The sequence below is a fragment of the Bradyrhizobium sp. ISRA464 genome (genome assembly GCF_029910095.1).
In the GTDB taxonomy this organism is placed as follows: Bacteria; Pseudomonadota; Alphaproteobacteria; order Rhizobiales; family Xanthobacteraceae; genus Bradyrhizobium.
Genome location: NZ_CP094526.1, coordinates 1,690,020 through 1,715,337 on the forward strand (window position 1 = coordinate 1,690,020; position 25,318 = coordinate 1,715,337).

23 protein-coding genes, 1 tRNA gene and 1 pseudogene are annotated in these 25,318 nt (G+C 61.6%); 9 read left to right on the top strand and 16 right to left on the bottom strand.

From position 1 onward, the window contains the following. Window positions 1-708: 708 nt before the first annotated feature. Together MTX19_RS07980 and MTX19_RS07985 are read right to left on the bottom strand one after the other, a co-directional pair. A complete protein-coding gene (locus MTX19_RS07980; protein ID WP_280983149.1) occupies window positions 709-1,773 on the bottom strand; it encodes an IS110 family transposase in 1,065 nt (354 codons plus the stop codon). Window positions 1,774-2,211: 438 nt separating this feature from the next. Continuing rightward, a complete protein-coding gene (locus MTX19_RS07985; RefSeq protein ID WP_280979077.1) occupies window positions 2,212-3,330 on the bottom strand; it encodes an IS110 family transposase in 1,119 nt (372 codons plus the stop codon). Between the two features lie 176 nt (window positions 3,331-3,506). On the opposite strand from MTX19_RS07985, the gene MTX19_RS07990 reads away from it, so the two are divergent. Next, entirely contained in the window at window positions 3,507-3,806 is a 300-nt protein-coding gene (locus MTX19_RS07990; RefSeq protein ID WP_280983150.1) for a hypothetical protein, read from the top strand. A gap of 411 nt (window positions 3,807-4,217) precedes the next feature. On the opposite strand, the gene MTX19_RS07995 is transcribed toward MTX19_RS07990, so the two are convergent. From MTX19_RS07995 to MTX19_RS08010, 4 genes are all read right to left on the bottom strand, one after another. Further along, window positions 4,218-5,408: an IS91 family transposase gene (locus MTX19_RS07995; RefSeq protein WP_280979744.1), complete on the bottom strand. Its 1,191-nt coding sequence runs from the start codon at window positions 5,406-5,408 to the stop codon at window positions 4,218-4,220. A 14-nt stretch (window positions 5,409-5,422) separates the two neighbouring features. Then, window positions 5,423-6,301, bottom strand: coding sequence for a tyrosine-type recombinase/integrase (locus MTX19_RS08000; RefSeq protein ID WP_280979743.1), 879 nt, complete (start codon window positions 6,299-6,301; stop codon window positions 5,423-5,425). 267 nt (window positions 6,302-6,568) lie between these two features. Next, window positions 6,569-7,465, bottom strand: coding sequence for an RNA polymerase sigma factor RpoH (gene rpoH, locus MTX19_RS08005; RefSeq protein ID WP_280984726.1), 897 nt, complete (start codon window positions 7,463-7,465; stop codon window positions 6,569-6,571). A 217-nt stretch (window positions 7,466-7,682) separates the two neighbouring features. Next, a complete protein-coding gene (locus MTX19_RS08010) occupies window positions 7,683-8,663 on the bottom strand; it encodes an RluA family pseudouridine synthase (protein ID WP_280977994.1) in 981 nt (326 codons plus the stop codon). Window positions 8,664-8,710: 47 nt separating this feature from the next. On the opposite strand from MTX19_RS08010, the gene MTX19_RS08015 reads away from it, so the two are divergent. From MTX19_RS08015 to MTX19_RS08025, 3 genes are all read left to right on the top strand, one after another. Further along, window positions 8,711-9,046 carry a hypothetical protein gene (locus MTX19_RS08015; protein WP_280983151.1) on the top strand — a complete coding sequence of 112 codons (336 nt, stop codon included), beginning with the start codon at window positions 8,711-8,713 and terminating at the stop codon, window positions 9,044-9,046. Between the two features lie 126 nt (window positions 9,047-9,172). Next, on the top strand, window positions 9,173-9,820 hold the full coding sequence (locus tag MTX19_RS08020) for a Rieske 2Fe-2S domain-containing protein (RefSeq protein WP_280983152.1): 648 nt from the start codon (window positions 9,173-9,175) through the stop codon (window positions 9,818-9,820). A 67-nt stretch (window positions 9,821-9,887) separates the two neighbouring features. After that, window positions 9,888-11,618, top strand: a complete 1,731-nt coding sequence (locus tag MTX19_RS08025; protein ID WP_280983153.1) for a methanol/ethanol family PQQ-dependent dehydrogenase — start codon at window positions 9,888-9,890, stop codon at window positions 11,616-11,618. A 362-nt stretch (window positions 11,619-11,980) separates the two neighbouring features. Here the strand turns inward: MTX19_RS08025 and MTX19_RS08030 are convergent, their stop codons facing one another. Both MTX19_RS08030 and MTX19_RS08035 read right to left on the bottom strand, forming a co-directional pair. Further along, window positions 11,981-14,296: a molybdopterin cofactor-binding domain-containing protein gene (locus MTX19_RS08030; protein ID WP_280985917.1), complete on the bottom strand. Its 2,316-nt coding sequence runs from the start codon at window positions 14,294-14,296 to the stop codon at window positions 11,981-11,983. Between the two features lies 1 nt (window position 14,297). After that, entirely contained in the window at window positions 14,298-14,750 is a 453-nt protein-coding gene (locus MTX19_RS08035) for a (2Fe-2S)-binding protein (RefSeq protein ID WP_280975939.1), read from the bottom strand. A gap of 491 nt (window positions 14,751-15,241) precedes the next feature. Here MTX19_RS08035 and MTX19_RS08040 point away from each other — a divergent pair. Continuing rightward, window positions 15,242-15,316 (top strand) — tRNA-Glu (locus MTX19_RS08040). 27 nt (window positions 15,317-15,343) lie between these two features. Here the strand turns inward: MTX19_RS08040 and MTX19_RS08045 are convergent. After that, window positions 15,344-15,889 (bottom strand): tyrosine-type recombinase/integrase, encoded by a 546-nt coding sequence (locus MTX19_RS08045; RefSeq protein WP_280983155.1) that lies wholly within the window; start codon window positions 15,887-15,889, stop codon window positions 15,344-15,346. A gap of 514 nt (window positions 15,890-16,403) precedes the next feature. Continuing rightward, on the bottom strand, window positions 16,404-17,309 hold the full coding sequence (locus MTX19_RS08050; protein WP_280983156.1) for a hypothetical protein: 906 nt from the start codon (window positions 17,307-17,309) through the stop codon (window positions 16,404-16,406). Between MTX19_RS08050 and MTX19_RS08055 the strand changes: the two genes are divergently transcribed. Then, on the top strand, window positions 17,302-18,201 hold the full coding sequence (locus MTX19_RS08055; RefSeq protein ID WP_280983157.1) for a hypothetical protein: 900 nt from the start codon (window positions 17,302-17,304) through the stop codon (window positions 18,199-18,201). The genes MTX19_RS08050 and MTX19_RS08055 overlap by 8 nt on opposite strands. A 190-nt stretch (window positions 18,202-18,391) precedes the next feature. Here the strand turns inward: MTX19_RS08055 and MTX19_RS08060 are convergent, their stop codons facing one another. Further along, window positions 18,392-19,687: an MFS transporter gene (locus MTX19_RS08060; protein WP_280983158.1), complete on the bottom strand. Its 1,296-nt coding sequence runs from the start codon at window positions 19,685-19,687 to the stop codon at window positions 18,392-18,394. 89 nt (window positions 19,688-19,776) lie between these two features. Here MTX19_RS08060 and MTX19_RS08065 point away from each other — a divergent pair, with 89 nt between their 5' ends. From MTX19_RS08065 to MTX19_RS08075, 3 genes are all read left to right on the top strand, one after another. Next, window positions 19,777-20,379: a TetR/AcrR family transcriptional regulator gene (locus MTX19_RS08065; protein ID WP_280983159.1), complete on the top strand. Its 603-nt coding sequence runs from the start codon at window positions 19,777-19,779 to the stop codon at window positions 20,377-20,379. Window positions 20,380-20,451: 72 nt separating this feature from the next. Continuing rightward, on the top strand, window positions 20,452-20,916 hold the full coding sequence (locus MTX19_RS08070) for a hypothetical protein (RefSeq protein ID WP_280983160.1): 465 nt from the start codon (window positions 20,452-20,454) through the stop codon (window positions 20,914-20,916). A 186-nt stretch (window positions 20,917-21,102) separates the two neighbouring features. After that, entirely contained in the window at window positions 21,103-22,077 is a 975-nt protein-coding gene (locus tag MTX19_RS08075) for a DUF2971 domain-containing protein (RefSeq protein ID WP_280983161.1), read from the top strand. Window positions 22,078-22,181: 104 nt separating this feature from the next. Here the strand turns inward: MTX19_RS08075 and MTX19_RS08080 are convergent, their stop codons facing one another. The 5 genes and pseudogenes from MTX19_RS08080 to MTX19_RS39205 all read right to left on the bottom strand — a co-directional run. Next, window positions 22,182-22,448: an HGGxSTG domain-containing protein gene (locus MTX19_RS08080; protein ID WP_280983162.1), complete on the bottom strand. Its 267-nt coding sequence runs from the start codon at window positions 22,446-22,448 to the stop codon at window positions 22,182-22,184. Continuing rightward, window positions 22,445-23,224 (bottom strand): hypothetical protein, encoded by a 780-nt coding sequence (locus MTX19_RS08085; protein ID WP_348638270.1) that lies wholly within the window; start codon window positions 23,222-23,224, stop codon window positions 22,445-22,447. Before MTX19_RS08085 ends, MTX19_RS08080 begins: the two co-directional genes overlap by 4 nt. A gap of 66 nt (window positions 23,225-23,290) precedes the next feature. Then, the gene (locus MTX19_RS08090; protein WP_280983163.1) at window positions 23,291-23,467 is read right to left on the bottom strand and encodes a hypothetical protein; all 177 of its coding nucleotides are present in this window, start codon (window positions 23,465-23,467) and stop codon (window positions 23,291-23,293) included. Window positions 23,468-23,521: 54 nt separating this feature from the next. Further along, window positions 23,522-24,244: a hypothetical protein gene (locus tag MTX19_RS08095; RefSeq protein WP_280983164.1), complete on the bottom strand. Its 723-nt coding sequence runs from the start codon at window positions 24,242-24,244 to the stop codon at window positions 23,522-23,524. Window positions 24,245-25,030: 786 nt separating this feature from the next. After that, window positions 25,031-25,117: pseudogene (locus MTX19_RS39205) on the bottom strand (SEC-C metal-binding domain-containing protein); the annotation flags it as partial. Between the last annotated feature and the right edge of the window lie 201 nt (window positions 25,118-25,318).

Sequence of the window (25,318 nt, forward strand, 5' to 3'; positions counted from 1 at the left end):
GCCGCCTCCCTGATGAGCGCTGAACAGAAAGGGCGCGACATCGCGCCCGGGGCGGCAGGACATACACCAGCAAAGGTCCTGCGACAAGCGTGACGACCTGGGAGCGATTGACTGGAAGGCGGCCCTACTCACCAGTCCTACCGCGAAGGCTGCGCGTAACGGTGGTGCGGCAGGGGGGAGTAGGGCGCGTACTCATCGAAATCCGGGACGCCCGCTTTCGAGGACGAAGCGGAAATCCGATCCGACCTCAAGGATATCGCCTTCTGACCCAAATGTATGGTCCGGCCGTGCGTTGCAAGAGGTTTCGTCCATCGGCAGATTCGGTCTTGCATCAATGTATCCGGCCTTTGGTTGGAGCGCCTTGTGCTCCGGGCCATCATGGATATCAGCGCGCATGCGATCTGATTAGCGGACAGGCCTCGACCGAGCCATTTGGGTCACCAGTGTTCGCATGCGCCGGGAAGACCGATCTCCATCGTCGTCTCATCCTCTCGCAGACCTTGGCGGGCAAACTAAGCTACATCATCGATAGCTCCTCATTTAGGCTGTTCCTTTGTTCGTGCCTGGCGGCCGTTCCTTCGTCCCGGCCTGCGCGTGCCGACGGGCCGCGCGCAAGGGGACCGTCAAGGTTGGCCGGCGCACAGGCCTTGCCCCCTCGCTTCCATGCTGCCAGGCCACGCCTTGATGGCCCCGAGCACGGCGCGAGGATCACGATGGACGGGTCGCATCGGTGTTGATGCACGCGAAGGCGCGCCCCTTGTTGAGAACCGCCCACGCGATCCGGGCGAGCTTGTTGGCGAGCGCAATAGCGAGCACATTGTGGTGTAGTCGCTTCTTCGCCGCTTCAATCCAGGATTTGAGCCCATAGTGTTCCCAATGCTTCGGCCCGAGCTTGACCAGCACGACCCAGGCCGCCTGAACGAACAGGGAGCGCAGATAGCGATTGCCGCGCCTTGATATGCTGCCGAGGATTGTGCGGTCTCCCGTCGAGATCTGTTTTGGGACCAGTCCGAGCCAGGCGCCGAAGTCGCGGCCCTTGGAGAACACGTCGCCGGTGCCGATCGCGACCACCATCGCGCTCGAGATGATCGGGCCAATGCCGGGCACCGTCATCAACCGATCGCAGTGCTGATCTTGACGGGCGAACGTCTCAATTTCGCAGGAGAGGACCTCGATACGCGCATCCAGCCGGCGCCAGTCTCCCGCGAGGTCCTCGACCAGGCGCAATATGCGGGAAGAGAGGACATCGGTTCGCGTCGCCAGGATGCTTGGCAGCTCGGCGCGCAGGAAACGCAGCCCTTGCCGCACCGCAATGCCGCGTTCCAGCAGGAAGGCGCGGATCTGATTGATGATACCGGTACGCTGACTGACCAAGCGCTCGCGGACGCGATGCAGCGCCTGCAGGTCAAGTTGGTCGGCGGTCTTGGTCGCCACGAACTTCATGGTCGGGCGTTGCACCGCCTCAGCGATTGCCTCCGCATCGCGGAAGTCGTTCTTCTGTCCCTTGCTATACGGCCGCACGTATTTGGCTGGCATCAGCCGGGCATTGTGGCCGAGTACCTGTAGCTTGCGGCTGAGATCATGCGCGCCGACGCAGGCCTCCATGCCGATCAGACACGGCGGCAGGTTGGCAAGTCGCGCCTCGACCTGGCCGCGCGACCATTTCTGCCGGAGTACGATCGCACCACGCTGATCGTGCCCTACAACGTGGAACGAGTTCTTGCCGATATCAATGCCGACCACGGCGATTGCGCTGCTAGATTTCTGGGACATGGCGTGCTCCTTTTCGGTGCCCCGAGCCAGCTTCGATCACTGGCGGGGCTGGAGCACGGCCGGACCATCCCTGATGTCCCCAGTCAAGCACACAGCGCACGGTTTTCTCATCTCCACGAGGACTCATCGTGAAGTTCTTGCGCCGATGGATCGTGCAGAGGAGAAGGCGGGACCCAAAGACGTCGGTGAACAGGCTCTGATGCGCGGGTTGGATACCGCATTTCCGTTTTTTCGTCTGGGGCTGTCCTGGTCTAGCGTCGGGCGTCGATCGGATGATCGGCCACATAATGGGTTTCAGGATTTCCCCTGCCGTGGTCCCACCTTCACCTCTGCACGATTGATGTCTGCGACTACCCCTGATCCTGATTGCAACAAAAGGGGGCTGTGGGCCGGTCGAGCGCACCTCACGACTCGAGCGGTCCACAGCCCCCAACGACGTTACGCCTGTCGAGGTGGCATGAGCTCGCGATTGATTGCCCAAATGAAGGCGGATAGCTCTCGGGCAATCGCCGTGACGATTACGGTTCGCCGCTTGCCCTTCCGCTCGAGTGAGCGGAAGCGTCCGCACAATCTGGTTTGCGCTTTCCACGCAATCTCTCGCGCGCGTCTCGGTGCGGCCTCCACCTTTGGCTGCTTGTCTCGGCTCACGCGCGGCGGATATCGATAGCTCCAGGCCGCCTCCACAAGAATACGTCGCGCCCGCCCATTACCGGCTTTGGTGATGCCGCCTCGCTTGACCTTGTCACCAGTCGAGTTTTCCGTGGGCACCAGACCCAGATAGCCCATCAGCTCGCGCGGATTTTGAAAGCGGGAGAGATCACCGATCTCGGCCAGCACCCCCACAGCCGCAATGAGATCAATCCCCCGCATCGCCTGCAGGGCCGCGACAACCTCGGCAAGCGACCACTCGGCCACCACCTCGCGGATGGCATCCTCCAAACGCTCCATCCGCTCACTTTCCTGGCGTATCCCCTCAAGTAACTCTTCGAATGCGATGCGCTGCTCGCGATGCTCGAGCTTCTGCGACATCAGCCATCTCATGTGGGCTGGTCCCCACGTTGTCTTGCCCGGATAGATGCGTCCCAGCCGCAGCATCAATGACGAGATCTGTTGACGCTTGCCCTGGAGGTCCTTCTTTACTGCCTGACGGGCGCGCGAGAGATCGCGCATAGCCTCATGGCGCTCGTCCGGCACCCACACCGCGGTGAGCTCGCCCGCGCGCAACAGCTTGGCGAGGCTTACCGCATCGCGCCGGTTCGTCTTCACTCGATCGCCGGCCTTCTTCGGAACGAGCGAGGGAGCCACCACCAGGCAGTCATGGCCGAGGCTCTTGAGCAGTCTGTAGAGGCCATATCCTGTCGGCCCTGCTTCGTAGCAAAATGTCAGATGACAGCATTTCGCTGCAAGCTTTGCCACCAGCTTTCGGATCGTTGCCTCCGTGGCAGAAAACTCCCCGAGATATCGTACCTCGCCGCCACGGCCGCCTTCGGCAATGGCTATTGCATTGCGCGATTTTGACGTATCGATTCCGACAAAGACCTCGGTATGATGACCCACGACTCGCCCTCCTTGTTTGAGGCTCTGCCCGGTCCATCCAGGCAACCCTCGTCGCAACATCGAAGGTGAGTCGCCTCATTTTGTGGAGGGGACATACAGTCTAGCCCACATTTGACCTTCTCGTAGTGGTAGCTACGATCACCTTCTGCGATCAGTCCTCGACAAGGCAAGACAGTATGACGAAAAGCGAAAGGTCGTTGCTGATTGCCATAGTCGGATTGTTCTTTTGCGGATTTAACGCAAGCGCCCGTGAAGATATGATTGCGGACTGGCAAATCGAACTATTTAAGTCTTGTCAGAAGACTGCCGCGCCTAGCGTTGGCATGACCGAGGCGGAGGTGCTGGTGTCATGTTGGGGTAAGCCCAAAATGATCGCAGGTGTAAACCCAGCCGGTGAAAGTCAGTGGAACTATCGACAGGGCTTTCTTTATTTAAAGGATGGCAAGGTGACGCGGGTTCTCACTTGGCGATACTGACGTTGGGCGAAGCTTTACCGTCTAACTTCAAACTGAGTATCATGTTGACCGCACTTCAAGTGTCTGCATGTGTGAAGGGTTTCGGATGCCGGCCGTTTGAGGGACAGCGCCGCGCATTCGGCGGCCGGCGTCCGAAAGCCTCCAAGGGAGGAAACCGCGGGTAAGGGAACGTAAGGCTGTGCGGCCGGGACTATGGGGATTTGAGCGCCGCGGGCGAGATGGCTGATTTGAATCGAGCCGATGCAGCGGGTTGTTCGACGGTTGAGCGGCTGACGAACGGGCCACGGGTGGCATCGAACTCCATAATTTGTCCGTCGATTTGCGACGGCTGGGGGAAATCTGAGCGCGCTCTGCCGTGGCCGGTCGAGAGCCAGCGGGCACGACGAGCAGATTTGCAGGATTGAGACGTGATCATGAGGTGTCGATCCTGATGCGGTTCATTGGAGCTGTCGGCCGATGCCGCGGCGTTGCACCGCGCGCGAAAACCTCGATGACGATCATGCAGCCGCCACAGCATGGACAGCTCGGCTTGCTGGGATCGGCGGTAGGCTGGCCTTCAGGTTTTGCAGCGGCGAGCAGCTCACGGGCGCGTGCGACGTTGGCGGCACAAGCGCCTTTGGCGAACAGGCCGTAGTGGCGGATGCGATGCAAGCCTTTTGGCAGCACGTGGATGAGGAAGCGGCGGATGAACTCATCTGTGGCGAGCGTCATCTGCTTGTATCGATCGCGGCCCTCGATGCGGTAGTCCTTCCACTTGAAGGTGACGCCGCCCTCGTCGCAGGCGATCAATCGGCTGTTGGCGATGGCCACGCGATGGGTGTAGCGCGACAGATAGGCCGGCACCGCCTCAGGGCCGCCGAACGGCCGCTTTGAATAGACGACCCACTCGGCCGTGCGCAGCGGGGCGAGATGAGTCGCGAAGGATTGCGCCTCGGCGAGATGGGCGTGGTCGCCGAAGAAGCTGAGGCGGCCGGCTTGGTGGGCGGCGACAAGCTTCTCCAGGAACAGTCGCCGGAACAGGCGGGAGAGCACGCGCACGGACAGGAAGAAGCCCGGCCGGCACGACACCCAGCGCTGGCCGTCGGACGAGATGCCGCCGCCCGGCACGATCATGTGCACGTGGGGGTGATGGGTCAGCGCCGAACCCCAGGTGTGCAGCACGGAGGTGACGCCGATCCGCCCACCCAGATGCTTCGGATCGGCGGCGATCGTCAGCATGGTCTCGGCCGAGACCTTGAACAGCAGATCGTAGACCACGGCCTTGTTCTGGTAGGCGATGTCGGCGATGGCCGCCGGCAGCGTGAACACGACGTGATAGTACGGCACCGGCAACAGCTCGGCCTCGCGGTCGGCAAGCCAGTCCTTCGCGGCGGCGCCCTGGCACTTCGGGCAGTGCCGGTTGCGGCAGGAGTTGTAGGCGATCGTGGTATAAGCGCAGTCCGCGCAGCGCGCGACGTGGCCCCCGAGGGCCGCCGTGCGGCAGCGCTCGATCGCCGACATCACCTTCATCTGGTCGAGGCTGATATGACCGGCATGGGCTTGACGCCATGCTAGGCCATGGCTGCGGAAGATATCCGCAACCTCCAAAGCCGGGCGCGACATGCGCGGCCTGCGCGTCAGGCAGGCGGCTCGTCTCGCTTGGCGCGGAGCGGGGTGAGGTGATCCAGCGGGCTCATGACCTCGCGGATGGTGTTGGTGGCGACGCGGGTATAGAGCGCCGTGGTCTCGAGCTTGGCGTGGCCCAACAGGACCTGGATCACCCGAATATCAATGTTCTGCTCGAGCAGGTGGGTCGCGAAGCTGTGGCGCAGGGTGTGCGGCGTCACCCGCTTGGCGATCTCGGCCATGTGGGCCGCCGCGTGGCAGGCGCGCGTGAGCTGGCGCGTCGTCATCGGGCTGGCCGGCTTCAGTCCCGGAAACAGCCAGCCCTGCGGGCGGGAAATGCGGTACCAATCGCGCAGAAGTTCGAGCAGCACAGGGGAAAGCATCGCGTGGCGATCCTTGCGGCCTTTGCCCTGCTCGACGCGCAGCATCATGCGTTCGGAATCGATGTCGGATACCTTCAACGCGACGACCTCAGAGACACGCAACCCTGCACCGTAAGCGACACTGAGCGCCGCCTTGTATTTGATGCTCGGCGCCGCCTCCAGAAAGCGCGCAACCTCTTCCGGGCTGAGAACAACCGGAACCTTGCGTGGCTCGTGCATGAACGACAGGTGCTTGGCAAGCTCGGGCCGATCGAGCGTCACATTGAAGAAGAACCGCAGCGCCGAGACGGTGGCGTTGATCTTTGGCGCGCCGGCGCCGTTCGACGCCAGATGCAGCCGAAAGCCGCGCACGTCCTCCGACTGGGCCAGGTCGGGCGAGCGGCCGAGGAATACCGCGAAGTCCTTGACCCTTTGCACGTAGTCGTGTTGGGTCTTGGGCGCGAACTTGCGGATCGCCATGTCTTCGATCATGCGCTGGCGCAACGGACTGATGGCCTGCTTGGTCATTGGGGATGCTCCTGTTTTGAGTGAAGGTTGCGAACCCCTCATCTCAAAACAGGACGCCCCGTCGCGCTATCGTCTTGGCTGCGTCGCCAGCCCCAGCGCCCTACCGCGTGAGCGGTTTAGTCCTATGGCCCTTAGCCGACATGACCAAGAACGCCTCTTTTGTCCGCTTCCAGAGGCTAATGCGGGACATTCCTCGGCATCACTTTGCAAAAACAAAAAGCCGGCGTTGCCGCCGGCTTTCGTATCTGTTGGCTTGTGGCGGCGCGCTTAGTGCGCGGCCTCCAGAGCTGCTTCCTGCTTGGCGATCGTGCCCTTGACGGCCGACTGCACCTTTTCAAAGGCGCGGACCTCGATCTGCCGCACCCGCTCGCGCGACACGCCGAACTCGGCGGCAAGGTCTTCCAGCGTCATCGGCTCGTCCGCCAGGCGCCGCGCCTCGAAGATGCGGCGTTCGCGCGGGTTGAGCACGCCGATCGCACCGTTCAGGGCCTGCCGGCGATGATCGAACTCCTCGCTCTCGGCCATCATGGCCTCGGCGTTGGGTGAGTTGTCGACCAGCCAGTCCTGCCATTCGCCGGCTTCGCCGTCGTCGCGGATCGGGGCGTTGAGCGAGGCGTCGCCGCCGAGGCGGCGGTTCATCTCGATCACGTCCTGATCGGTCACGCCGAGGCGCTTGGCAATCAGCTTCACCTGGTCGGGGTGGAGGTCACCCTCTTCCAGAGCGGAGATCTTGCTCTTCGCCTTGCGCAGGTTGAAGAACAGCTTCTTCTGGTTTGCGGTGGTGCCCATCTTCACGAGCGACCAGGATCGCAGGATGTACTCTTGTATCGACGCCTTGATCCACCACATGGCGTAGGTGGCGAGACGGAAGCCCTTCTCGGGCTCGAATCGCTTCACCGCCTGCATCAGGCCGACATTGCCTTCCGAGACGACCTCGGAGATCGGCAGACCGTAGCCGCGATAGCCCATGGCGATCTTGGCCACGAGCCTGAGGTGGCTGGTGACAAGCTTATGCGCCGCGTCGCGATCGTCATGCTCGCGCCAACGCTTGGCGAGCATGTACTCCTGCTGGGGTTCCAGCATGGGGAACTTGCGGATCTCGGCAAGGTATCGAGAAAGACCGGATTCTCCGTTGAGAACCGGTAACGTAGCTGTACGGGCCATTACTTGCGCCCTCCAGTGGTTCAGGCCCCCGATAGCGGCGAGCCCGGCAGGTGGCCGCTGGGTTAAAGCCGGCCATGCTGCGATGTTCCGCGTTGGATATTCAACGCAGGTGCAACATACACCAAATTGTCCGTGATAGGGAAGGATTGCTGACGTCACGTCCCCGTGTGCCAGCTATAACCTGCTGTCATGACTGGATTTTTTTGCAGAGGGTGCGTCATACCGCCGCTTCCAGCGCCCGCCGCAGGAGAAGCATGTCCTCCGGCAGAGGCGTCTCCCAATGCAAAAATTCCCCGGTTCGCGGGTGTTCCAAAGCCAAGAGATAGGCATGCAGCGCCTGCCGGTCCAGGGCGGTCAGCGCCGCCCGCGCCTCGGGACCGAGGTGTCCGGCCTTGGTCTTGAAATGGGGGCCGTAAACCGCGTCCCCCAGCAGGGGGTGCCCGATATGGGCGAGGTGTACCCGGATCTGATGGGTTCGTCCGGTCTCGAGCTGGCAGGCCAGCAGCGAAGCGACCGGCTTGCCGTCGCGCCCCGCGAAGCTCTGCTGCAGCTCGAAATGGGTAATCGCCTCGCGGCCGCCCTGGCGCACTGCCATTTTCTCGCGGGCATGCGGGTGACGGTCGATCGGAGCGTCGATGGTGCCGTGAGGCCGGCTCGGCACGCCCCAGGCGAACGCCATGTAGCCGCGCCGCATCGGCCCGGTGCGACCGTGGTCGGCGAACTGCGCGGTCAACGATTGATGCGCCTGGTCGTTCTTGGCGACGACCATCAGCCCCGTCGTGTCCTTGTCGAGGCGGTGCACGATGCCCGGTCGCTTGACGCCGCCGATACCGGACAGGCTGGTGCCGCAATGGGCGATCAGCGCATTGACCAGCGTTCCCGTGGCGTGGCCGGCTGCGGGGTGCACGACGAGGCCCTTCGGCTTGTCGATGACGATGATGTCGTCGTCCTCGAACACGATGTCGAGCGCGATGTCCTCGGCCTGAGGCTCGGCCGGGACCGCCTCCGGAACGTCGATTATGATCGTATCGCCCTTGGCGACATGATAAGCAGGGTCGCGGACGGCGGCGTCCTTGACGGTCACAGAACCGGCGAGGATCAGCGCCTTCAGCCGGGACCGCGACAGCTCGGGGGTGCGCTGCGCCAGCACGCGGTCAAGCCGCGCCGAGCCCTCGTCGCCCGCGACGATGACCTCCAGCTTCCGACCGCCATTCGAAGAGACCTGTTGCAAAGAAGAGCCTTGTGATGACCGACACCGCCGTGACTGAACCGACCCCCGAGCAGGCCGCACTGATTGCGCGGGTGCGGCGGATGATGCTGATCGCGGGCCTGACCTCGGCACTGGCCGTGGCCGTCGTGTTGATTGCCATCGGCTACCGCCTTTATCGCGGCGAGGGAAGCCCCGTATCCGTATCCGATGTCACCGCTGCGCTGCCGAAAGGCGCCCGGATCGTCTCCACCGGCGTTGCCGGCGAACGGTTGGTCGTGACGCTTGATATAGGCGGCACCACCGAGATCCGCACATTTGATGCAAAGACGCTGAAACCTGTCGGCAGGCTGACCTTCGTCGCCGAACCTTGAGCGAGGCGTTCGCGAGCGGCCGGCAATCGATCAACCAGAAGCTGCATAGAATTTTTGCACCTGCGTTGTCACATCTAGAACGTGTGCCGCCATCTTTTCGGCCGAGTTGCACGTTCAGCTTGTGTCATGTCGGAGTCCAATCCCAACGCTTCCGTCGAGCAAATCGGTGATTCCGAACCGGCCGCTTGTTGCGTAGACCGGACACGTCGCTCGCTGCTCCTGACGGCACTGGCGAGTTGCACCTGTCTTGCGGCGATCGAACCTGCCGCGGCGGACGATGAGCAGCCCGGTGCCAGTGAACGACCGCAAAAGGCCGACGTGCTGGTGCGCGCCGAAGGCGACAAGGCGGGTGAAATCATCAAGGCGGATGATTTGACGCTCGGCGGACCGCCGGTCCGCGCCTGGCCGAAGGATCCAAAAAGCTCCGTCGTCCGCAACGGCTCGCGGCTGAACGAGGTCGTGCTCGTCAAGCTCGATCCGAATGAACTGGACGACGCCACGCGCGCCCGCGCTTCCGATGGCATCGTCTGCTACTCCATCATCTGCTCGCATGCCGGATGTCCGATCACCGCCTGGGTGAAGCAAGAGCAGGGCGACAAGAACGTCCTCAAATGTCTCTGTCACAACTCCGAATATGATCCGCGGCAGAATGCGCAGGTGGTGTTCGGGCCGGCGCCACGGCGCCTTGCGGCGTTGCCGGTGACGGTCGCCGACGGCGCCATCACGGTCGCAGCACCGTTCATTGGAAAGGTGGGTGTCCAACAGGGAGGATGAGGCCGAATCCGGGATTTCTGCACGACCTAAACTGAAAAAATAAAACGGAGCAGGGAGGTAGCATCTCATGACAAGGAAGCAGTGGTTACTGTCGGGCTGTGTCGCGTTCACGTGTCTCGTCTCGACTTGCGCCGTCGCAGGGCCGATCGCAAACTACAGTCCGGTGACGTCAGCGCGTCTCGAAAAACCCGAACCCGGCAACTGGATGCTCTATCGCCGGACCTATGACGGACAGGGTTACAGTCCGCTCGATCAGATCAACACCTCCAACGTCAAGAACCTCAAGCCGGTCTGGACCTTCTCCACGGGCGTTCTCGAGGGCCACGAGGCTCCGCCGATCGTCAACAATGGCGTGATGTTCGTCGCGACCCCGATGGGGCAGGTGATCGCGCTCAACGCCAAGACCGGAGAGGAATACTGGCGCTACAAGCGCCAGCTTCCCGACGATCTGTTCCAGCTGCATCCGACCAGCCGCGGCGTCGGCCTGTGGCAAGACAAGATCTATCTCGCCACGACGGACGATCACGTCGTCGCGCTCGATGCCAAGACCGGCAAGGCGGTCTGGGACACCAAGGTGCAGGACTACAGGAAGGGTCAGTACATGACCCTGATGCCGCTCGTGGTCGACGGCAAGGTGATCGTCGGCGGCTCCGGCGGCGAGTTCGGCGTGCGCGGCTATGTCGCCGCCTACGATGCCAACAGCGGCAAGGAGCTGTGGCGCACCTTCACCATTCCCGGCGAGGGCGAGCCGGGCCACGACACCTGGAGCGGCGACGACTGGAAGTCGGGCGGCGGATCGGCCTGGATGACCGGCACCTACGACAAGGACAGCAAGACGATCTACTGGGGCGTCGGCAACGCAGCGCCTTGGCCGGGCAGCATGCATCCCGGCGACAATCTCTACACCAGCTCCGTGCTCGCGCTCGACCCCGAGACCGGAAAGATCAAGACGCACTTCCAGTATCACCAGAACGATTCCTGGGATTGGGACGAGGTCGACGCGCCGATGCTGGTCGACCTGCAGCGCGACGGGCGCTCGTTCAAGAGCCTGATCCATCCTGGACGTGACGCGATCTTCTGGGTGCTCGAGCGCAAGCCGGACAAGATCAACTATGTCGCCGGCTGGCCGTTCGTGAAGACCAATGTGTGGAAGGGGATCGAGGCCGAGACCGGCCGCCCGATCCTCGATCCCGACCATAAGCCCGTGCTTGGCAAGCGGGTCGAGTTCTGTCCGTCACTGTGGGGCGGCAAGGACTGGCCGTCGGCGGCCTACAGCCAGAACACCAAGCTCGTCTACGTTCCCGCCAACGAGAATTTCTGCGGCGGATTCACCGGCGAAAAGACGCCGCTGGTTGCCGGACAGCTCTGGCTCGGCACCAAGCCGGAGGACATCGGGCTGACGCCGGCGCCCAACGCCGATCATTTCGGCGAGTTGCAGGCCTGGGACCCGGCGACCGGCAAGAAGGTCTGGCAGCACGACTTCAAGACCTCGCAGCTGTTCGGCGCGGTGACTGCGACAGCCGGCGACCTCGTCCTCGCCGGTGGCACCAACGACCGCTTCTTCCGCATCTTCAATGCCAAGACCGGCGAGCTGTTGTGGGAGCAGAAGACCAACTCCGGCATCATGGCGATGCCGATCACCTATGAAGTCGACGGCACGCAATACATAGCGGTCCAGTCGGGCTGGGGCGTCGACGCGCAGCGCATCCAGGATGCACTGGCCGGCAAGGTTGCAGGCTTCGAGAACAACGTGCCGCAAGGCGGCGTCGTCTGGGTCTTTGCCCTCGACAAGAAGTAACGACGCGGGCGTTGCAGATAGGGGGCGATGCGAGCGGGAAGCGGCGGATGGGGAGACCGCCGCTTCCCGGTCCGCGTGCTCGCAATCGCATTTGACATCAGTGGACTCTTTCCACGTCGTCATGGCCGGGCATAGCCGTCCGAAGGACGGCGTCGCTTCCGCTCGCCTATGTCCCGGCCATCCACGTCTTTCTTCACGTGGGAAACCAAAGACGTGGATGCCCGTCACAAGCCCGGGCATGACGAGTTGGTGGGTAGACTAACCAAGCTGTATGCAGCGAACGCGCGCATAGTCCGCATATGCGATTGCCCTCCCCCGCAAGCGGGAGAGGGGATGCAATTGCATTGCGGCTACGACCGCCCTCACGTCTCCAGCTGCTTGCCGATCGGAAGTGCGCGGATGCGCTTTCCGGTGGCGGCAAAGATCGCGTTGATCAGCGCCGGTGCGAACGGCGGCACGCCGGGCTCGCCGACGCCGCTTGGCGGCGTGCCCGCTGCCGGCGGCACGATGTGGACGTTGGTGATCACAGGCGACTCGTCGATCCGGATCACCGGGAAATCGTCGAAATTGCTCTGCTGCACCTTGCCGTCCTTGAAGCTGATCTCGCCATATTTGGCGAGGCTCAGGCCCATGATCGCGGCGCCCTCGATCTGCGACTGGATCCGTTCCGGATTGACGTAAGTGCCGCAATCGATCGCGGTGTCGACCCGTGGCACGGTGAGCTTGCCTTTCTCGTCCACGGCCACCTCGACGATGGTCGCGATGTAGCTGACGAAAGAGCGGTGCGCGGCGATGCCGAGGCCATGGCCTTTCGGCAACGACCGTCCCCATTCGCCCTTTTCGGCGACCAGCTCGACCACCTTGCGCAGCCGCGCGGTGTCGATCGGGTAGCTGTCATAGGGCTCGCCGTAGTTCCAGGGATCCTTCACCGAGGACAGGTTGACGATCCGCGGGCTTCCGATCAGCTCCAGCAGCATGTCCTTCTGGTCGCGGCCCGTCGCATGCGCGATCTCCCCGACCATCGATTGCACCGCGAACGCCCGCGGGATGTTAGACACCGAGCGGAACCAGCCGATGCGCGTGTATGCGGCGGCTTCCGGATTCTCGCACTGCAGGTTGGCGATCTCGAACGGGTTGTCGATCAGGCCCATGCCGAGCTCGAACGGCGCTTCGTGATTGGCGCCGGCCGCGAAGGTCGAGGCGATGGTCGGTGCCACGCTGCGGTGCCGCCACGCGATCACCTTGCCGCTCTTGTCGAGGCCTGCCTCGATGCGCTCGACCGAGACGGTGTGCAGGAAGTCATGATGAACGTCGTCCTCACGGGTCCACTGCACCTTGACCGGCGCCCCGAGCTCCTTCGAGAGCAGCGCCGCCTCGATCGCGTAATCGCATTTCGATTTGCGTCCGAAGCCGCCGCCGAGCAGCGTCACGTTGACGGTGACATTGTCCTCGGGGATGCCGAGCGTCTTGGCGACGTCCTCGCGCGTGCCGCCCGGGCTCTGCACCGGCGCCCAGATCTCGGCCTTGTCGCCCTTGACGTCGGCGACCGCGACCGGCGGCTCCATGCTGACATGGGCGAGATGCGGCAGGTAGTACTCGCCGACGATGACCTTGTCGGCGCTCTTCAGGGCCGCATCGACATCGCCTTCCTTGCGCACGACAAGGCCCGGCTTGCGCGCGGCTTCCTCGAGCGTGGCGCGGTAGGCGACCGAGTCATACTTGGCGTTGGCGCCGTCGTCCCAGACCACCTTCAGCGCGTCGCGCCCCTTGATCGCCGCGCCGGTGTTGCGCGCGATCACGGCCACGCCGCCGAGCGGCTGGAACTTGGACGGCCACGGCCAGCCCTTCACCTCCATCACCTTCTCGACGCCGGGCACCTTCGTCGCGGCGCTGTCGTCGAACGACTTGACCTTGCCGCCGGTCACCGGCGGGCGCGCGATCACGGCGTATTTCATCCCGGGCAGGCGGATGTCGGCGCCGTAATGCGCCTTGCCGGTGGTGATGTCGTGAAGGTCGACGATGCTGACCTCGCCCTTGCCGAGGTAACGGAAGTCCTTCGGGTCCTTCAACTTGAGGCTGTTGATATCAGGCACCGATTCCTTGGCGGCATCGGCGGCGAGATCGCCGAAGCCGATCTTGCGCCCGCTCGCGCCATGGACGACCTCGTGGTTCTGCGCCTTCACCTCGCTCGCCGGCACGCCCCATTTCCTGGCGGCGGCCGCTTCCAGCATCGTGCGTGCCGAGGCGCCGATCTGGCGCATCGGCATCAGATAGTGCCGCGTGCTGCGCGAGCCGTCGGTGTCCTGGTTGCCGTATTTGACCTCGTCGCCATGCGCCTGCTGGACGTGGACGCGCGACCAGTCGGCCTCCATCTCCTCGGCGACGATCAGGGGCAGGCTGGTGCGGACGCCGGTTCCCATCTCGGAGCGGTGCGCCAGGATGGTGACGACGCCGTTCGGCGCGATCGCGACGAACACGCGGGGATCGACCACGACGCCGTGCGGCATCTTGCCGGCGCCGGTCTCATAGGCGAAGGCCTGGCGCGACATCACGGGTGCGGCGAGCACGAAGCTGCCGGCGATGCCGAGGCCCTTCAGGATGCTGCGGCGCGAGACGTTCTCGACCTTGACGTGCTTCTCGAAGCCACGAAGCTTGCCGGGATTGGTGAAGATATTCATGTCACACCCCCGTCGAAGCGAGGTGCACGGCATTCTCGATGCGCTGATAGCAGCCACAGCGGCAGATGTTGCCCGACATGGCTTCGCGAATCTGGTCGTGCGAGGGTTTCGGGTTGTCGTTCAGCAGCGCCGCGGCCTGCATGATCTGGCCGGCCTGGCAATAGCCGCATTGGGGAACATTGACCTGGCGCCAGGCCTTCTGCACCGGATGATCGCCGGTGGGATGCAGGCCTTCGATGGTGGTAACCTCGCGGCCGACCACGTCGGAGACCGAGGTGATGCAGGAGCGCACCGCCTGCTTGTCGACGATCACGGTGCAGGCGCCGCACAGTGCCTGGCCGCAGCCGAATTTGGTGCCGGTCAGGCCGGCTTCGTCGCGGAGATACCAGAGTAGCGGGAGATCGGGGTCGCCGTCCCAGTTCTGTTCCTGGCCATTGATTTTTAGTTTGATCATGGTCTGTCCTCGCTCTGCTTAAGCTATTGACCGAAGCGGCGTGAGGCGCGGAACGTCTTCCATTCGCCCGCGGCCGCGCTGATGTTTGTTTTGCCAAGATGTTGATGAGCCAAACTGTGATGCGCCAAGGTCTGCGCTGTGTCCCAAGCACTCCTCTCGCTTGTCGGCGCCTTGCCGGCGCAGCATGGTGAAGGCGGCAACGCTATCAGACGTTGCGTGACTTCACAGACGGGCATTTTGCATTGGCCGTTTGTCAAAACCGGGGCCGCGCCAGATGACGTGTGTTGTTTCATCGATACAACTACGCTCGGATCGGCCGGGCGGTATTCCGGCGGTACCCGGGGAGAGGCAAGGGGGCGGGAGGCCGGGAAGGGGCCTTCGGCGCCGAAATGGCCCCAGCGGGCCGCAAAGCATGGCGACAAAACCCCCGCCGCAATGCACAAGGCATCTTGCGGCAGGCCGATTTCAAGGCTATTGCCTTGCCTCTCAACGCTCCCTTCGTCTAGCGGTTAGGACGCGGCCCTCTCAAGGCTGAAACAGGGGTTCGATTCCCCTAGGGAGCGCCAGCCGGGCTCTCCGCGCGTTGATCTCTCTCAGCTTTTTGGCGGTTTCCCCAAACCTGCAGAACGGGTTTGGGGCATTCTGTTCGCCTTGTGGTCCTCAAGTTTCAGGATCGCGCGGCGTCCACCGCGACGCCGATCGGCCTCACGCGTGTAGCGTTCAGCTTCAGCAAGAGTGAGATGGCCCATCGCTGCCATGATCTCGTGTGCAGTCGCGCCAGCATCGGCGAGGAGGCGTCCAAACGTCTTGCGTAGACCGTGCGGTCGGCAGTCGAGCGGCAGGCCAGCCTCATCCATCGCGTCGCGCATCCAGCCGCTGAAGCCGTCGACGGTGAATGGCTTGCCGTATTCCGTCGTGAGAATGCAAACGTGTTTTCGTGGCAGTGCGTCCAGCGCCTCCTTAAGCGACATCGCCTTCTCAACGACAACGGGGACGCCAGTCTTGCGCCGGGTGTATTCAAAGTCATCGGCATCGGCCTGCACCCAAGTGGTCAGGTGCGTATCGCCGCGTGCTGTGCCGACATTCAGCATCAGCTCGTAGGCCGCGCGCTGTTTGGTGCCGAATTTCCAGCGCTTCAAAAAGGCGCCCCATCGACGTGTGGTGTGGCATGACGGCATGCCCGATGAGCAGCCGCGTGAATGCCAATACTGCGGAACTAGGTTCGTGCCTGACGTTTCGCGGGAGATCGCAATGCCCGGAGCGCCGCCATCCGTAGTCTTCGCACATCGGCGGGCGCATTGTTCGAAGTACTGCGATTATACAATTGCTGGCTTGCGTCCAGTCGAGGTGGACCGAACCGCTATTTTCGAACGAGATGGATATCGCTGCTATCTGTGCGGTCAGGAAACCCCTCAACAATTGCGCAGCTTGGGTTATGTGCCCAATGGCCCCAGTGTTGACCACGTTGTGCCCCGTCACTTAGGGACGAATGACCCCGACAATCTGCGTTGTTGTTGTAAACGATGCAATTTGGAAAAAGGACCTTCGCTAATTTGGGAGAAACTGGCGCATCGCTTGAACGCCGGCTACGACGCCTTCTCCACCGTGTTGCTAGAGATCCTTCCGCGACAGCCCACTCTTTCGGAATTAGTTTTACTTTGGCGCGAAATGGTGATCTCTGGCTGCGCTGCGAAGCACATCGATCATCGTCATGTCGGCAATCACAGGAGAGACCGCCGAGCCTTGCAGAATTCCCCGTTGGAGAACGCCGCGCTGGTCGTCAACGTTTGCTTCGCCCGCTATTGTTTCTGTACAGCTAGAAACAGACGGGCGAACTGGCACCCTACTCCGATCAATGATACGATAGCCCTGTTGTAATACAACGCCATCTATTATCGCCCGGGACAGAGGCAATCTGCTCCTCAACCATTCGACCGAGATAGAGCCATAGCAATCTCTGACGTCGAATTGTATGAACCGCGTTCCGGCTGGAGCGGAGTTCATACCTTTGAGGAGTTCTTCGCAGGCAGCCAGTTGTCCGCGCGTCAGATCGAAACCTAACGGGCGGATGCCTGCAAAGGGCTGGAGGGCATACAAAACAATTTCCTGTTTCGCAGCACCAAACTCATCGAAATCGTAGACAATTCTAAAGCCGCCTCTGGCCTTGGGCCGATACAGCCGAACGGCTGTAGCTGGCACACTCAGGCACGCCAGTCGGTTGGCAACTTGCCATACTCGTTCAAAAGATGGAGACGCAGACCTTTGGCTGCGGCTTGCTGACCGCCTGCTCTTTTTCCGTAGGGCTACGTAAGCAGCAAATACGCGAACCGCCGTGCTACGCAACAACGAGCGCTGCTCACGCCTTACAATACGTTCACTCCGCTCTCTTAAACGCCTGATCTTGATCCGCTGGCGCTTCAACACGCGTTTGCCGTGCAGTCGCAACTCGGTCTGCTCGGCACCCAGCGCGCAAGCGCGCTTGATCGTCTCTAGACGTAGGGCAACAGTTCTGGGGCGCCGAAGCGCACCCAAAGTTGAATGGTGCACCAATATGAACATTTCTGATGCTGCTTTGAAATGTGTTGCCTTCATAGGCGTAATGAAGGATGGGCGGTTTCAACCGCGCGCCACCGGATTTTTTGTCGACTGGATTGAGGACCAGATCAGCCTCACGCATCTGGTTACTGCCGAGCACGTCATAGCCGGGTTAGTTAGGACCAACAACGATATCTTCGTGCGCGTCAATCTACTAAGTGATGGAGTTGCTGAGTTTCAGGTAGATGCGACCGAGTTTCGATTTCATCCAAACAATGCACAGGAAGCCGCAGATGTTGCCGTAATGCCTTTCAGAGCGAACGCGCTTCAAGATGATCAAGGCAATGTGGTCGGCATCGATACTGTTTCTATTGCACTGAACGAAAAAGAAGATGGGTTTTTACCCCAAGAAGAATTCAAAAGACGCCATATGGGGCGCGGCGGGCAGATATCTATAATCGGTCTGTTTCGCAGTCATTTTGGACAAAAGCGTAATGTGCCAATTGTGCGTGTCGGGAACATCTCAATGCTGCCTGGCGAGCCTGTGTCCACCCGCGCCGGCGATATCAAAGCCTACCTAGTAGAGGCCCGTTCTGTGGGAGGTCTAAGTGGCTCTCCCGTTTTTGCGAACGCGGATCAAGGGTTTGAATTGTCGAATGCCCTCTCAAAAAGGACGGTGTGTTTGCAGCCGATGGCGCTGCTCGGGATGGTTCACGGCCATTTCGATGTGAAGAATTTAAACGAAGATGTGGTTACCGAAGACGACCGGTTGAGAGACGGGGTACATACCGGCATTGCTATCGTTATTCCTGTCGAAAAAATTGTGGAGACCATCAATCATCCTGACTTGATAGAATTGAGAAAGAAGGCCGTTGAAAATTTGCGCAGCGCGGGCTCTGACACCTCGTCTCAGTAGACGAGCGGCACCGCAATCGGCACTATTAAAGGCGGTTTGGGGTACTTTGCTGAAAAGCATTGGAAATCAATGGAGGTCGATTTCCCCAAACTTTCAGTTAAGTTATTGACACAAGTAGCATTCCGCAGTTCCCTAGGGAGCGCCACTTCATCCCAAAATGCTGGTGTCCCGCACCGCCGCCTGCGCGTCCTCACGCCGCGGCGAGCACCGGCTGCGCCGGCCGCCGGGCGATCATCAGCGACAGGACGGCCGCGACGATGCCGGTCAAGCCTGCGATCATGAAGGCTTGCAGATAATCGCCCTGCGCGGAGCGCATGAAGCCGGCGAAGAACGCAGCGCTAGCGGCGCCGAGCTGATGGCCGGCGACCACCCAGCCGAACACCAGCGGCGCGTTCTTGTCGCCGAATGCTTCATTGGCGATGCGCACCGTGGGCGGCACGGTCGCGATCCAGTCGAGACCATAGAACACCGCGAACACCGACAGGCTGACAAGCGAGAAATCCGAGTAGGGCAGGTAGATCAGCGACAGGCCGCGCAGTCCGTAATAGAAGAACAGCAACTTTCGCGGATCGAAACGGTCGGTGAGCCAGCCGGAGAGCGTGGTGCCGAACAGGTCGAAGAACCCCATCAGCGCCAGCAGGCTCGCCGCCTGCACCTCAACGATGCCATGGTCGCCGCAGAACGCGATCAGGTGGGTGCCGACCAGACCGTTGGTGGTGAAGCCGCAGATGAAGAAGGTGGCGAACAGGAACCAGAACGCCCGCGTCGTCGCGGCGCGCGCGAGGTTGCTGAATGCGGCGGTGAACGGATTGCCTTGCGCGGGCGACGCCGGCTGATCGTCATTGAGGCTGCCGAACGAGCGCAGGCCGACCGACGCCGGCCGCTCGGGCACCAGGAAATAGACCAGCGGAATCAGCACCGCGCAGCACGCCGCCACCGTCAGCACCACCGGCCTCCAGCCGCCCCATGCCACCAGCGCCGCAAGGCCCGGCATGAAGATCAGCGTGCCGGTCGCGGTGCTCGCCGTCAAAAGCCCCATCACGAGGCCCCGATTGGTGGTGAACCAGCGATTGACGATGGTGGCGCCGAGCACGTTGGCGACCGCGCCCGAGCCGATGCCGGAGAGCAGCCCCCATGTCAGGAACAGTTGCCACGGCGCGGTCATGAAAGTGCTGGCGCCGGTCGACGCCGCCATCAGCATGAGTGCGCCCAGCACCGTGCGGCGGATGCCGAAGCGCTGCATCACGGCCGCAGCGAATGGGCCCGCGAGGCCGTAGAGGAAGATGCCGATCGCAGCGGACGACGAGATCACGCCGACATTCCAGCCGAACGCCTGTTGCAGCGGCAGCATCAGCACGCCCGGCGTCGCGCGCAGGCCCGCCGAAGCAAGCAGCGCAAGGAAGATCACGGCGACGACGACAAACGCGTAGTTCTGGCCGAACGGCCGTCTCGGCACGGGGGCGGGTTGAAGCGGGGTGCTGGTCATGTTACTTACCGGTACGTATTGAGGTGCGGCGTGTATACGTACCGGTCAGTAACATTGTCAAGTGCCGTGGAGGAGCCGAAAGAACCGTCATGACCAAGACCGCCGAACCATCTGCGGAGCGCCCCGTGCGCGCCGCCGACCGGATCCGCGCCTCCGCGAGCGAACTGTTCTATCGCGAGGGCATTCGCGCCGTCGGCGTCGATGAGGTGGTCGAGCGGGCCGGCGTCACCAAGCCGAGCCTCTATCGCAGCTTCGCCTCCAAGGACGAGCTCGCGGCCGCCTATATGCGCGACTACGACCTGGATTTCTGGGAGAAGTTCGAAAATCCCGGCGGGAAATCTTACAGCGATGCGCGCGAGCACGTGCTCGCCTATATTCGTATCCTCTCCACGCGCGCCGTGCGCAAGGGCTATCGCGGCTGCGGCCTCAGCAACGCGACGGTCGAATATCCGGCGCGCGACAATCCCGCGCGGCAGGTCGCCGAAGCGCACAAGAAGGTCTTTCGCAAGCGCCTGCGCGAGCTCGCAGCCAGCATGGGCGCGCGTCACCCCGCCGTGCTCGGCGACGCCCTGCTGCTGCTCATCGAAGGCATCTACAGCACGGGCCAGCAATCGGAAGATGGCCCGGCGCAGTCGGCGGTCACGGTGGCGAAGCTGCTGATCGATGCGAGCGTGGTCCCTGAAGATTACTGACCTTGCGGCGGGACAGTCATACACAACGCAACGTCAATCCTTGAAGCAGGCACTCGCAAGCAATGCCTACGGATGAATCTGCGCGCCGCCTGTGGTATCTCGCCGATGTTTCACGTACAAATTGTGAAACGGGAGAGGCCGGTGAGACGGATAAAAAACAGGGATGAAATCCTCAAATTTATGGAGGAGGAGCACCAGCAGCACTTCAAGGTGGCTCTCCTCTTAGCCGGCGCTCATGGGGCGGGTCTAGCGACGTGTGCGACCGTTTGGAAGGATTATGCAAGTACGCCGCAGTACCAAGGGATAGGCGTACTCTTTATCATTCTAGGAACGGGGCTGATTTCCGCGATCATCAATTACGCCATCGTGTTCATTGCTCGAAATATTGTCCGAGGTGCGCTGATGATTCATGAAGATCCAAATGATGCTTGGGGCGCTGTGATACTCCAGATCTTTTATTGGGTGACCGTTGTGGTGTCGGCTGGCGCCTTATTGGCAGCGATCGGGTTTTTGGTCTGGCGATCTCGTTTGCTTTGACGGAACGCTGGGTCACGGCTTCTACTGCTCGTTGTCGACCGTGTCTGTTGGAGGACATCTCACATGACCCGGTACCGTAGGTATCTGCACGCTTCCACTCAAGTATTAGAAGTGAGTAATGCCTACCGCCTTGAAATTGCATAGATATCATTTAGGTTGCAAGGCCTCCTATCAAGTGAGTCTTGCTTGCCTTCTGAAGCAACCTTTTTTGCAACCATTTCTGCGCACGGCGACGGATGCGCGGATGTGATTTTCGTTCACGGCTTGACTGGCGATCCGGTCGACACTTGGTCATCCGACGGAGTAACCGAGCAGGAAGGCCCATATTGGCCCAGATGGCTGGTCACCGATCTGCCGCATCTGAATTTTTATACCTTGGGTTTTCCCGCGAGCCTCTTTGCGCAGTGGGCCAAAAAGGAAATGAACCTCTTCCAGCGCGCGAAGAACGTACTTGAGCTGTTGGCAGCGTACGGTTTTGGATCTCGCCCAATCGTCTTCGTTTGCCATAGCTTGGGTGGTTTGCTCGTAAAGCAAATCCTCAGGACTGCAAAAGAATCCACTGAAGATGCTTGGCATATTTACTGTTCGAACTACAAAGCCATGAATGATCCGATGGAAGGATACTACTTGGCTGCCTTCTCTGCCGACCGTCACCGCTATGCCGCGAGCCTCATGCAGGAGAAGAAGCGGGGTCGTGGTTTGGCCTGCTTCAGCGAGACCCACGATAATGACCTTCTATGGGCGCACTACGCCAGCAATTGGAGCGGTATCTGCATCGAGTACGACTATTCCGAACTAAGCGCTTCGATCCGAGAACTTGAGGCCGCCAATCTTTTCCCCGTTATCTATTCGAGCGATTTGATAACGATAGATGACCGTGATTTGATTGATGCCGAGGAGGCGGTTGATAGGATACTCAGGCAGAAGAAGCAGTGCTGGTCTTACGAAAGGGAGTGGCGCCTGTTGGCGAATTTGGGTCCGAACATGATCGGTCCATTGACGATCACGAGGATATTCTTGGGATCGAGGATAGCAAAAGATCACAAGCGACAACTGATGCAAAACGTAGCCGACGCGGGCATGACGACTGAATTCATGCAGATGAACGTTTCCGGCTACGATCAGGAATGGATTCTAACAGACGAGATCCCGACAGACTAGGCTGCCGGGATGTTCGAGTCGTTGTCGTTTCGGTTCAACATTTGCGGGGCGGATCACGCTCGGATGAACTTCTCAATCGCGCCCATAGCTAGTCGCCGCAACTATCACTTGATCCCCTCCAGCATCTTCCGCGCCTCCCCCAACAACGCCCGTATCTCCCTTCGCTCGGCGATCGCATCCCTGCTGAATAGGCCGTGCTTGCGCGCGTTCTGGTTTGCCCTTGGTGCGCCGGATCCCTTTGCGCCGCCGTGCATGCGGCAGCGCGTCTTGCCGTGCACCGCCGGCGAACGGCAGGCGCCGCCGCAACGGGTTTTCGCGCCACAGCGCGGGCTCGCCAGCATCGGGCCGGTGTTTCTGATGTGATCGCTCATGCCTGGGCTTCCGGCTTGGCATCGCGCCGTCGCCTGGGGCCCGCGGTCTTCGGCGCTTTCCGCGCCACGGATGCCGGGGTCTTGTCGGACACGATCACGCTCGCATGCTGCGTGACGTTGCCGACAATGGCCTTGCCGCCGTCCTCCACCTTCACGTTCTGCACGGTGATGGCGGGCTCGCCACGGCTGCGGTAGCGGTTGAGCGCCTCGATCTGGGCGGGAAAGGTGCGGGCGAGCCGGCCCAAGGCGCGCGCGGCGCTGTCGTGCTGGGCGAGGTCTTTTGCATAGGCGAGGTGCTGGGCGCAGCGCATCGCCATCACATGAACCGAAACCATCTGGGCCACCAGCATCGCCTCGACGGAATCCCGGGGGCGAATGCTCTTCACCATCGAGATCATGAAGGAGAGGTTGACCTGGTCGGGACTTCCGCCGCTCACGCTGGCCTTGACCAATTGCCGGAGGATGCCGTCCATCGCCTCGCGGTCGGCGACCCCCAGTGCGTTCACCATGAGCTGTTCGCCGAGCTCCGGATCAGGATGGTCGATGCAGAAGCCGTGCGATGAGAATTTTATCCCTGGGGCTGCGGCAGCTTTGGTCGGATCAGGTGCGGCGATCGCCGTCGTCATCGCGGGGTCCGGAGCGGTGTTCATGTCGATCTCCCTGGCCGGCGCGCGGTTCGGCCACGCGCCGGCGATCGTCGCCGCGGGGAGCCGGTGCGCTTTTTCAATGGTGGGTGAGGATTTTCGACCGCAATCGCAAACCGACGAGCCCGCCATGGCGGGTCGACGAGCGTTTGCACGATTTCGGAATATTAGAAGTGTGCCCCTGATTTGCCCGACGTGTCAAGTCGCCTTGTCGAATGCCGGCAGCCGCCGGTTACTTTGCATGGGGTTGTTTTCGATATTTTGGCAGCGCACACCTTCGAAGGGGCGTTCTCCAACGTCACCCGCAGCTATGCCGGCAAAGGCCGGTTCTGCGATGCGGCGTAGTTGGAACGACAGCGCCGCCGGCGCGCTCATGCGGAGCAGCGGGCAGCCCCGCTGCTCCGTTGGGCAATCATGCCGGGCTCAAGTTTATTCCGCTGCACCCGGCTGCTGCGCCAAAGCTTCCCCTCGACCCGTGACAGTCGGCTCCATGAAGCCCATGACCGCCCCGCTCAGGGTGCTGCCGGTCAACAGCACGGTAGCGCCAAGCACCAGCAGGCCAACGAGTGTAAGGACGCTCGCATTTGTTCCGGTTACCGCGAGAATGCCAAGAACAATCGCGGCAAGACCCGAAAGGCACTGCAGAGCCGCCGAGCCGGAGGCCATTTCACCTGCGAGGAACTCGGCCCCCGAAGACGTCCCGGCCCCGGCTCGGTACGAAGCCCGCTTCGCCCGGTAAAGACGCCAAACCGAATTGCTGCTCAACAGCAGTGCGCCACCGAACGCAATGACTGCTGCGGCCGTCAGCGTCTGTGCAGCGATACCGACAAGAGCAAGCACGCCAAGCACGATGCCGGCTGCTCCCACCACGAACAGAGACGAAAGTCCACCGCCTGCCATGACCTCGTCGGCCGTGCCGGCGGCACTCGGTGGGGCTATCAGCTTTGTGAACTCGGTGAGCATGGTGCCCCCCTGGATCAGTAGCGCGGCTCCGAAGACGATCGTCGCAATGGCGGCCAGCATGGATTGGCCGACGCCCGCCAGTGCGACGATCGCCAGAATGACGGTCGCTGCTCCGCCGATCGCATCAACCACGCCGCCGTAAGTTGCAGCCTCTTGGAAGGTACGTTCTGAAGTGATCATAGTTGACATGGGAACCTCCTTTGAGGTGCGCCGATGTCGGTCGATTTGCTGACTTGAAACTTCGCTACCCCAGGTGATTCTGGCGGGGAACGCCGGCCCGGGTAGCTACTCGTGCGGCCTTCTCGTGCGCGCCTTCGATTAGGAGGGAACGCATTGCCTATTGCTAGGTTCCGTTAGCTTTTCGGCTACCGCGCCGGCCAGGACCCGGCGCGACAGGCGAGGAGAGCGGGCCGCAGTTCCGTTTAATCACGTTGTTATTTCAATAACATACGAGTTCGAGTGGAAGCGTCGGCGCGATCATCAGGCGGACCGAAGCCATCCTTCCGCGGTCAAAGCTTCCAGCTCAGCGAAATAATCCTCGTTCGAATCCCGGTCGGACTTCGTGTCAACGCAATGGCCACCCGATTTGATCTCGCGCATCAGATCGTTGAGGTGTCCGGCAAGCACCGAGCCGATCGCATGAACAGCTTCGTGACGATCCAGCCCTTCGGACATCAGTCGCTGCGCCGTGCGTCGCACTGGCAGCTCGGCATCAGCAATCTGGCTCTCGACCACGACGTGAACAACAGCATGCAATTTCTCGCGCGGGAGGCGGATCCCCGCACGTCGATGATAACCCAATACGAGATCGATCCGTGCTTGTTCGTCTAGCGCAAGCCACTGCTCCGGGTGTGGCTCCGTGAATGGATCATACTCCCGGATCGCACCTTTTGCTTGCTCAAGCGCTGATCGGGCGACTTCCCGCGCCTGCGGATCGACTTGGTGCAATCCGGATGATGGGTTGCTCAGGCTTTCTGAGTTGAGACAGCACTTCTTGAACTTCTTGCCGCTGCCGCAGGGGCAGGGGTCGTTTCTTCCCACTCCTTTGTACCTATTCAACATGAGAGCGCCGGCGACAGTTGAGAAATTATCTTCTAAAGCGAAGAGGCAATATGGATCAGCTCGGTGAGCCGAGCAACTCCCAGATCGACAAATGGCGCAGCAACCACTTGCCCGTTTCGTTCATCGCCTCAGTTCGCTGACGCCCAACCTCGGGAACAAAGTTCCCGTCAGGCGTGTTATCGAAGCCCAGCCAAGTACAAC

Excerpts from the sequence above, each read along its gene's own strand:
- MTX19_RS07990 (WP_280983150.1), top strand. The coding sequence starts at position 3,507 with ATGACGAAAAGCGAAAGGTCGTTGCTGATTGCCATAGTCGGATTGTTC.
- MTX19_RS08060 (WP_280983158.1), bottom strand. The coding sequence starts at position 19,687 with ATGACCAGCACCCCGCTTCAACCCGCCCCCGTGCCGAGACGGCCGTTC.
- MTX19_RS08020 (WP_280983152.1), top strand. The coding sequence starts at position 9,173 with ATGTCGGAGTCCAATCCCAACGCTTCCGTCGAGCAAATCGGTGATTCC.
- MTX19_RS08090 (WP_280983163.1), bottom strand. The coding sequence starts at position 23,467 with ATGAGCGCGCCGGCGGCGCTGTCGTTCCAACTACGCCGCATCGCAGAA.
- MTX19_RS08070 (WP_280983160.1), top strand. The coding sequence starts at position 20,452 with ATGAATCTGCGCGCCGCCTGTGGTATCTCGCCGATGTTTCACGTACAA.
- MTX19_RS08030 (WP_280985917.1), bottom strand. The coding sequence starts at position 14,296 with ATGAATATCTTCACCAATCCCGGCAAGCTTCGTGGCTTCGAGAAGCAC.
- MTX19_RS08050 (WP_280983156.1), bottom strand. The coding sequence starts at position 17,309 with ATGTTCATATTGGTGCACCATTCAACTTTGGGTGCGCTTCGGCGCCCC.
- MTX19_RS07980 (WP_280983149.1), bottom strand. The coding sequence starts at position 1,773 with ATGTCCCAGAAATCTAGCAGCGCAATCGCCGTGGTCGGCATTGATATC.
- MTX19_RS08055 (WP_280983157.1), top strand. The coding sequence starts at position 17,302 with ATGAACATTTCTGATGCTGCTTTGAAATGTGTTGCCTTCATAGGCGTA.
- rpoH (WP_280984726.1), bottom strand. The coding sequence starts at position 7,465 with ATGGCCCGTACAGCTACGTTACCGGTTCTCAACGGAGAATCCGGTCTT.
- MTX19_RS08035 (WP_280975939.1), bottom strand. The coding sequence starts at position 14,750 with ATGATCAAACTAAAAATCAATGGCCAGGAACAGAACTGGGACGGCGAC.
- MTX19_RS08085 (WP_348638270.1), bottom strand. The coding sequence starts at position 23,224 with ATGGCGGGCTCGTCGGTTTGCGATTGCGGTCGAAAATCCTCACCCACC.
- MTX19_RS08065 (WP_280983159.1), top strand. The coding sequence starts at position 19,777 with ATGACCAAGACCGCCGAACCATCTGCGGAGCGCCCCGTGCGCGCCGCC.
- MTX19_RS08015 (WP_280983151.1), top strand. The coding sequence starts at position 8,711 with ATGACCGACACCGCCGTGACTGAACCGACCCCCGAGCAGGCCGCACTG.
- MTX19_RS08000 (WP_280979743.1), bottom strand. The coding sequence starts at position 6,301 with ATGACCAAGCAGGCCATCAGTCCGTTGCGCCAGCGCATGATCGAAGAC.
- MTX19_RS08025 (WP_280983153.1), top strand. The coding sequence starts at position 9,888 with ATGACAAGGAAGCAGTGGTTACTGTCGGGCTGTGTCGCGTTCACGTGT.
- MTX19_RS08095 (WP_280983164.1), bottom strand. The coding sequence starts at position 24,244 with ATGTCAACTATGATCACTTCAGAACGTACCTTCCAAGAGGCTGCAACT.
- MTX19_RS08080 (WP_280983162.1), bottom strand. The coding sequence starts at position 22,448 with ATGAGCGATCACATCAGAAACACCGGCCCGATGCTGGCGAGCCCGCGC.
- MTX19_RS07995 (WP_280979744.1), bottom strand. The coding sequence starts at position 5,408 with ATGTCGCGCCCGGCTTTGGAGGTTGCGGATATCTTCCGCAGCCATGGC.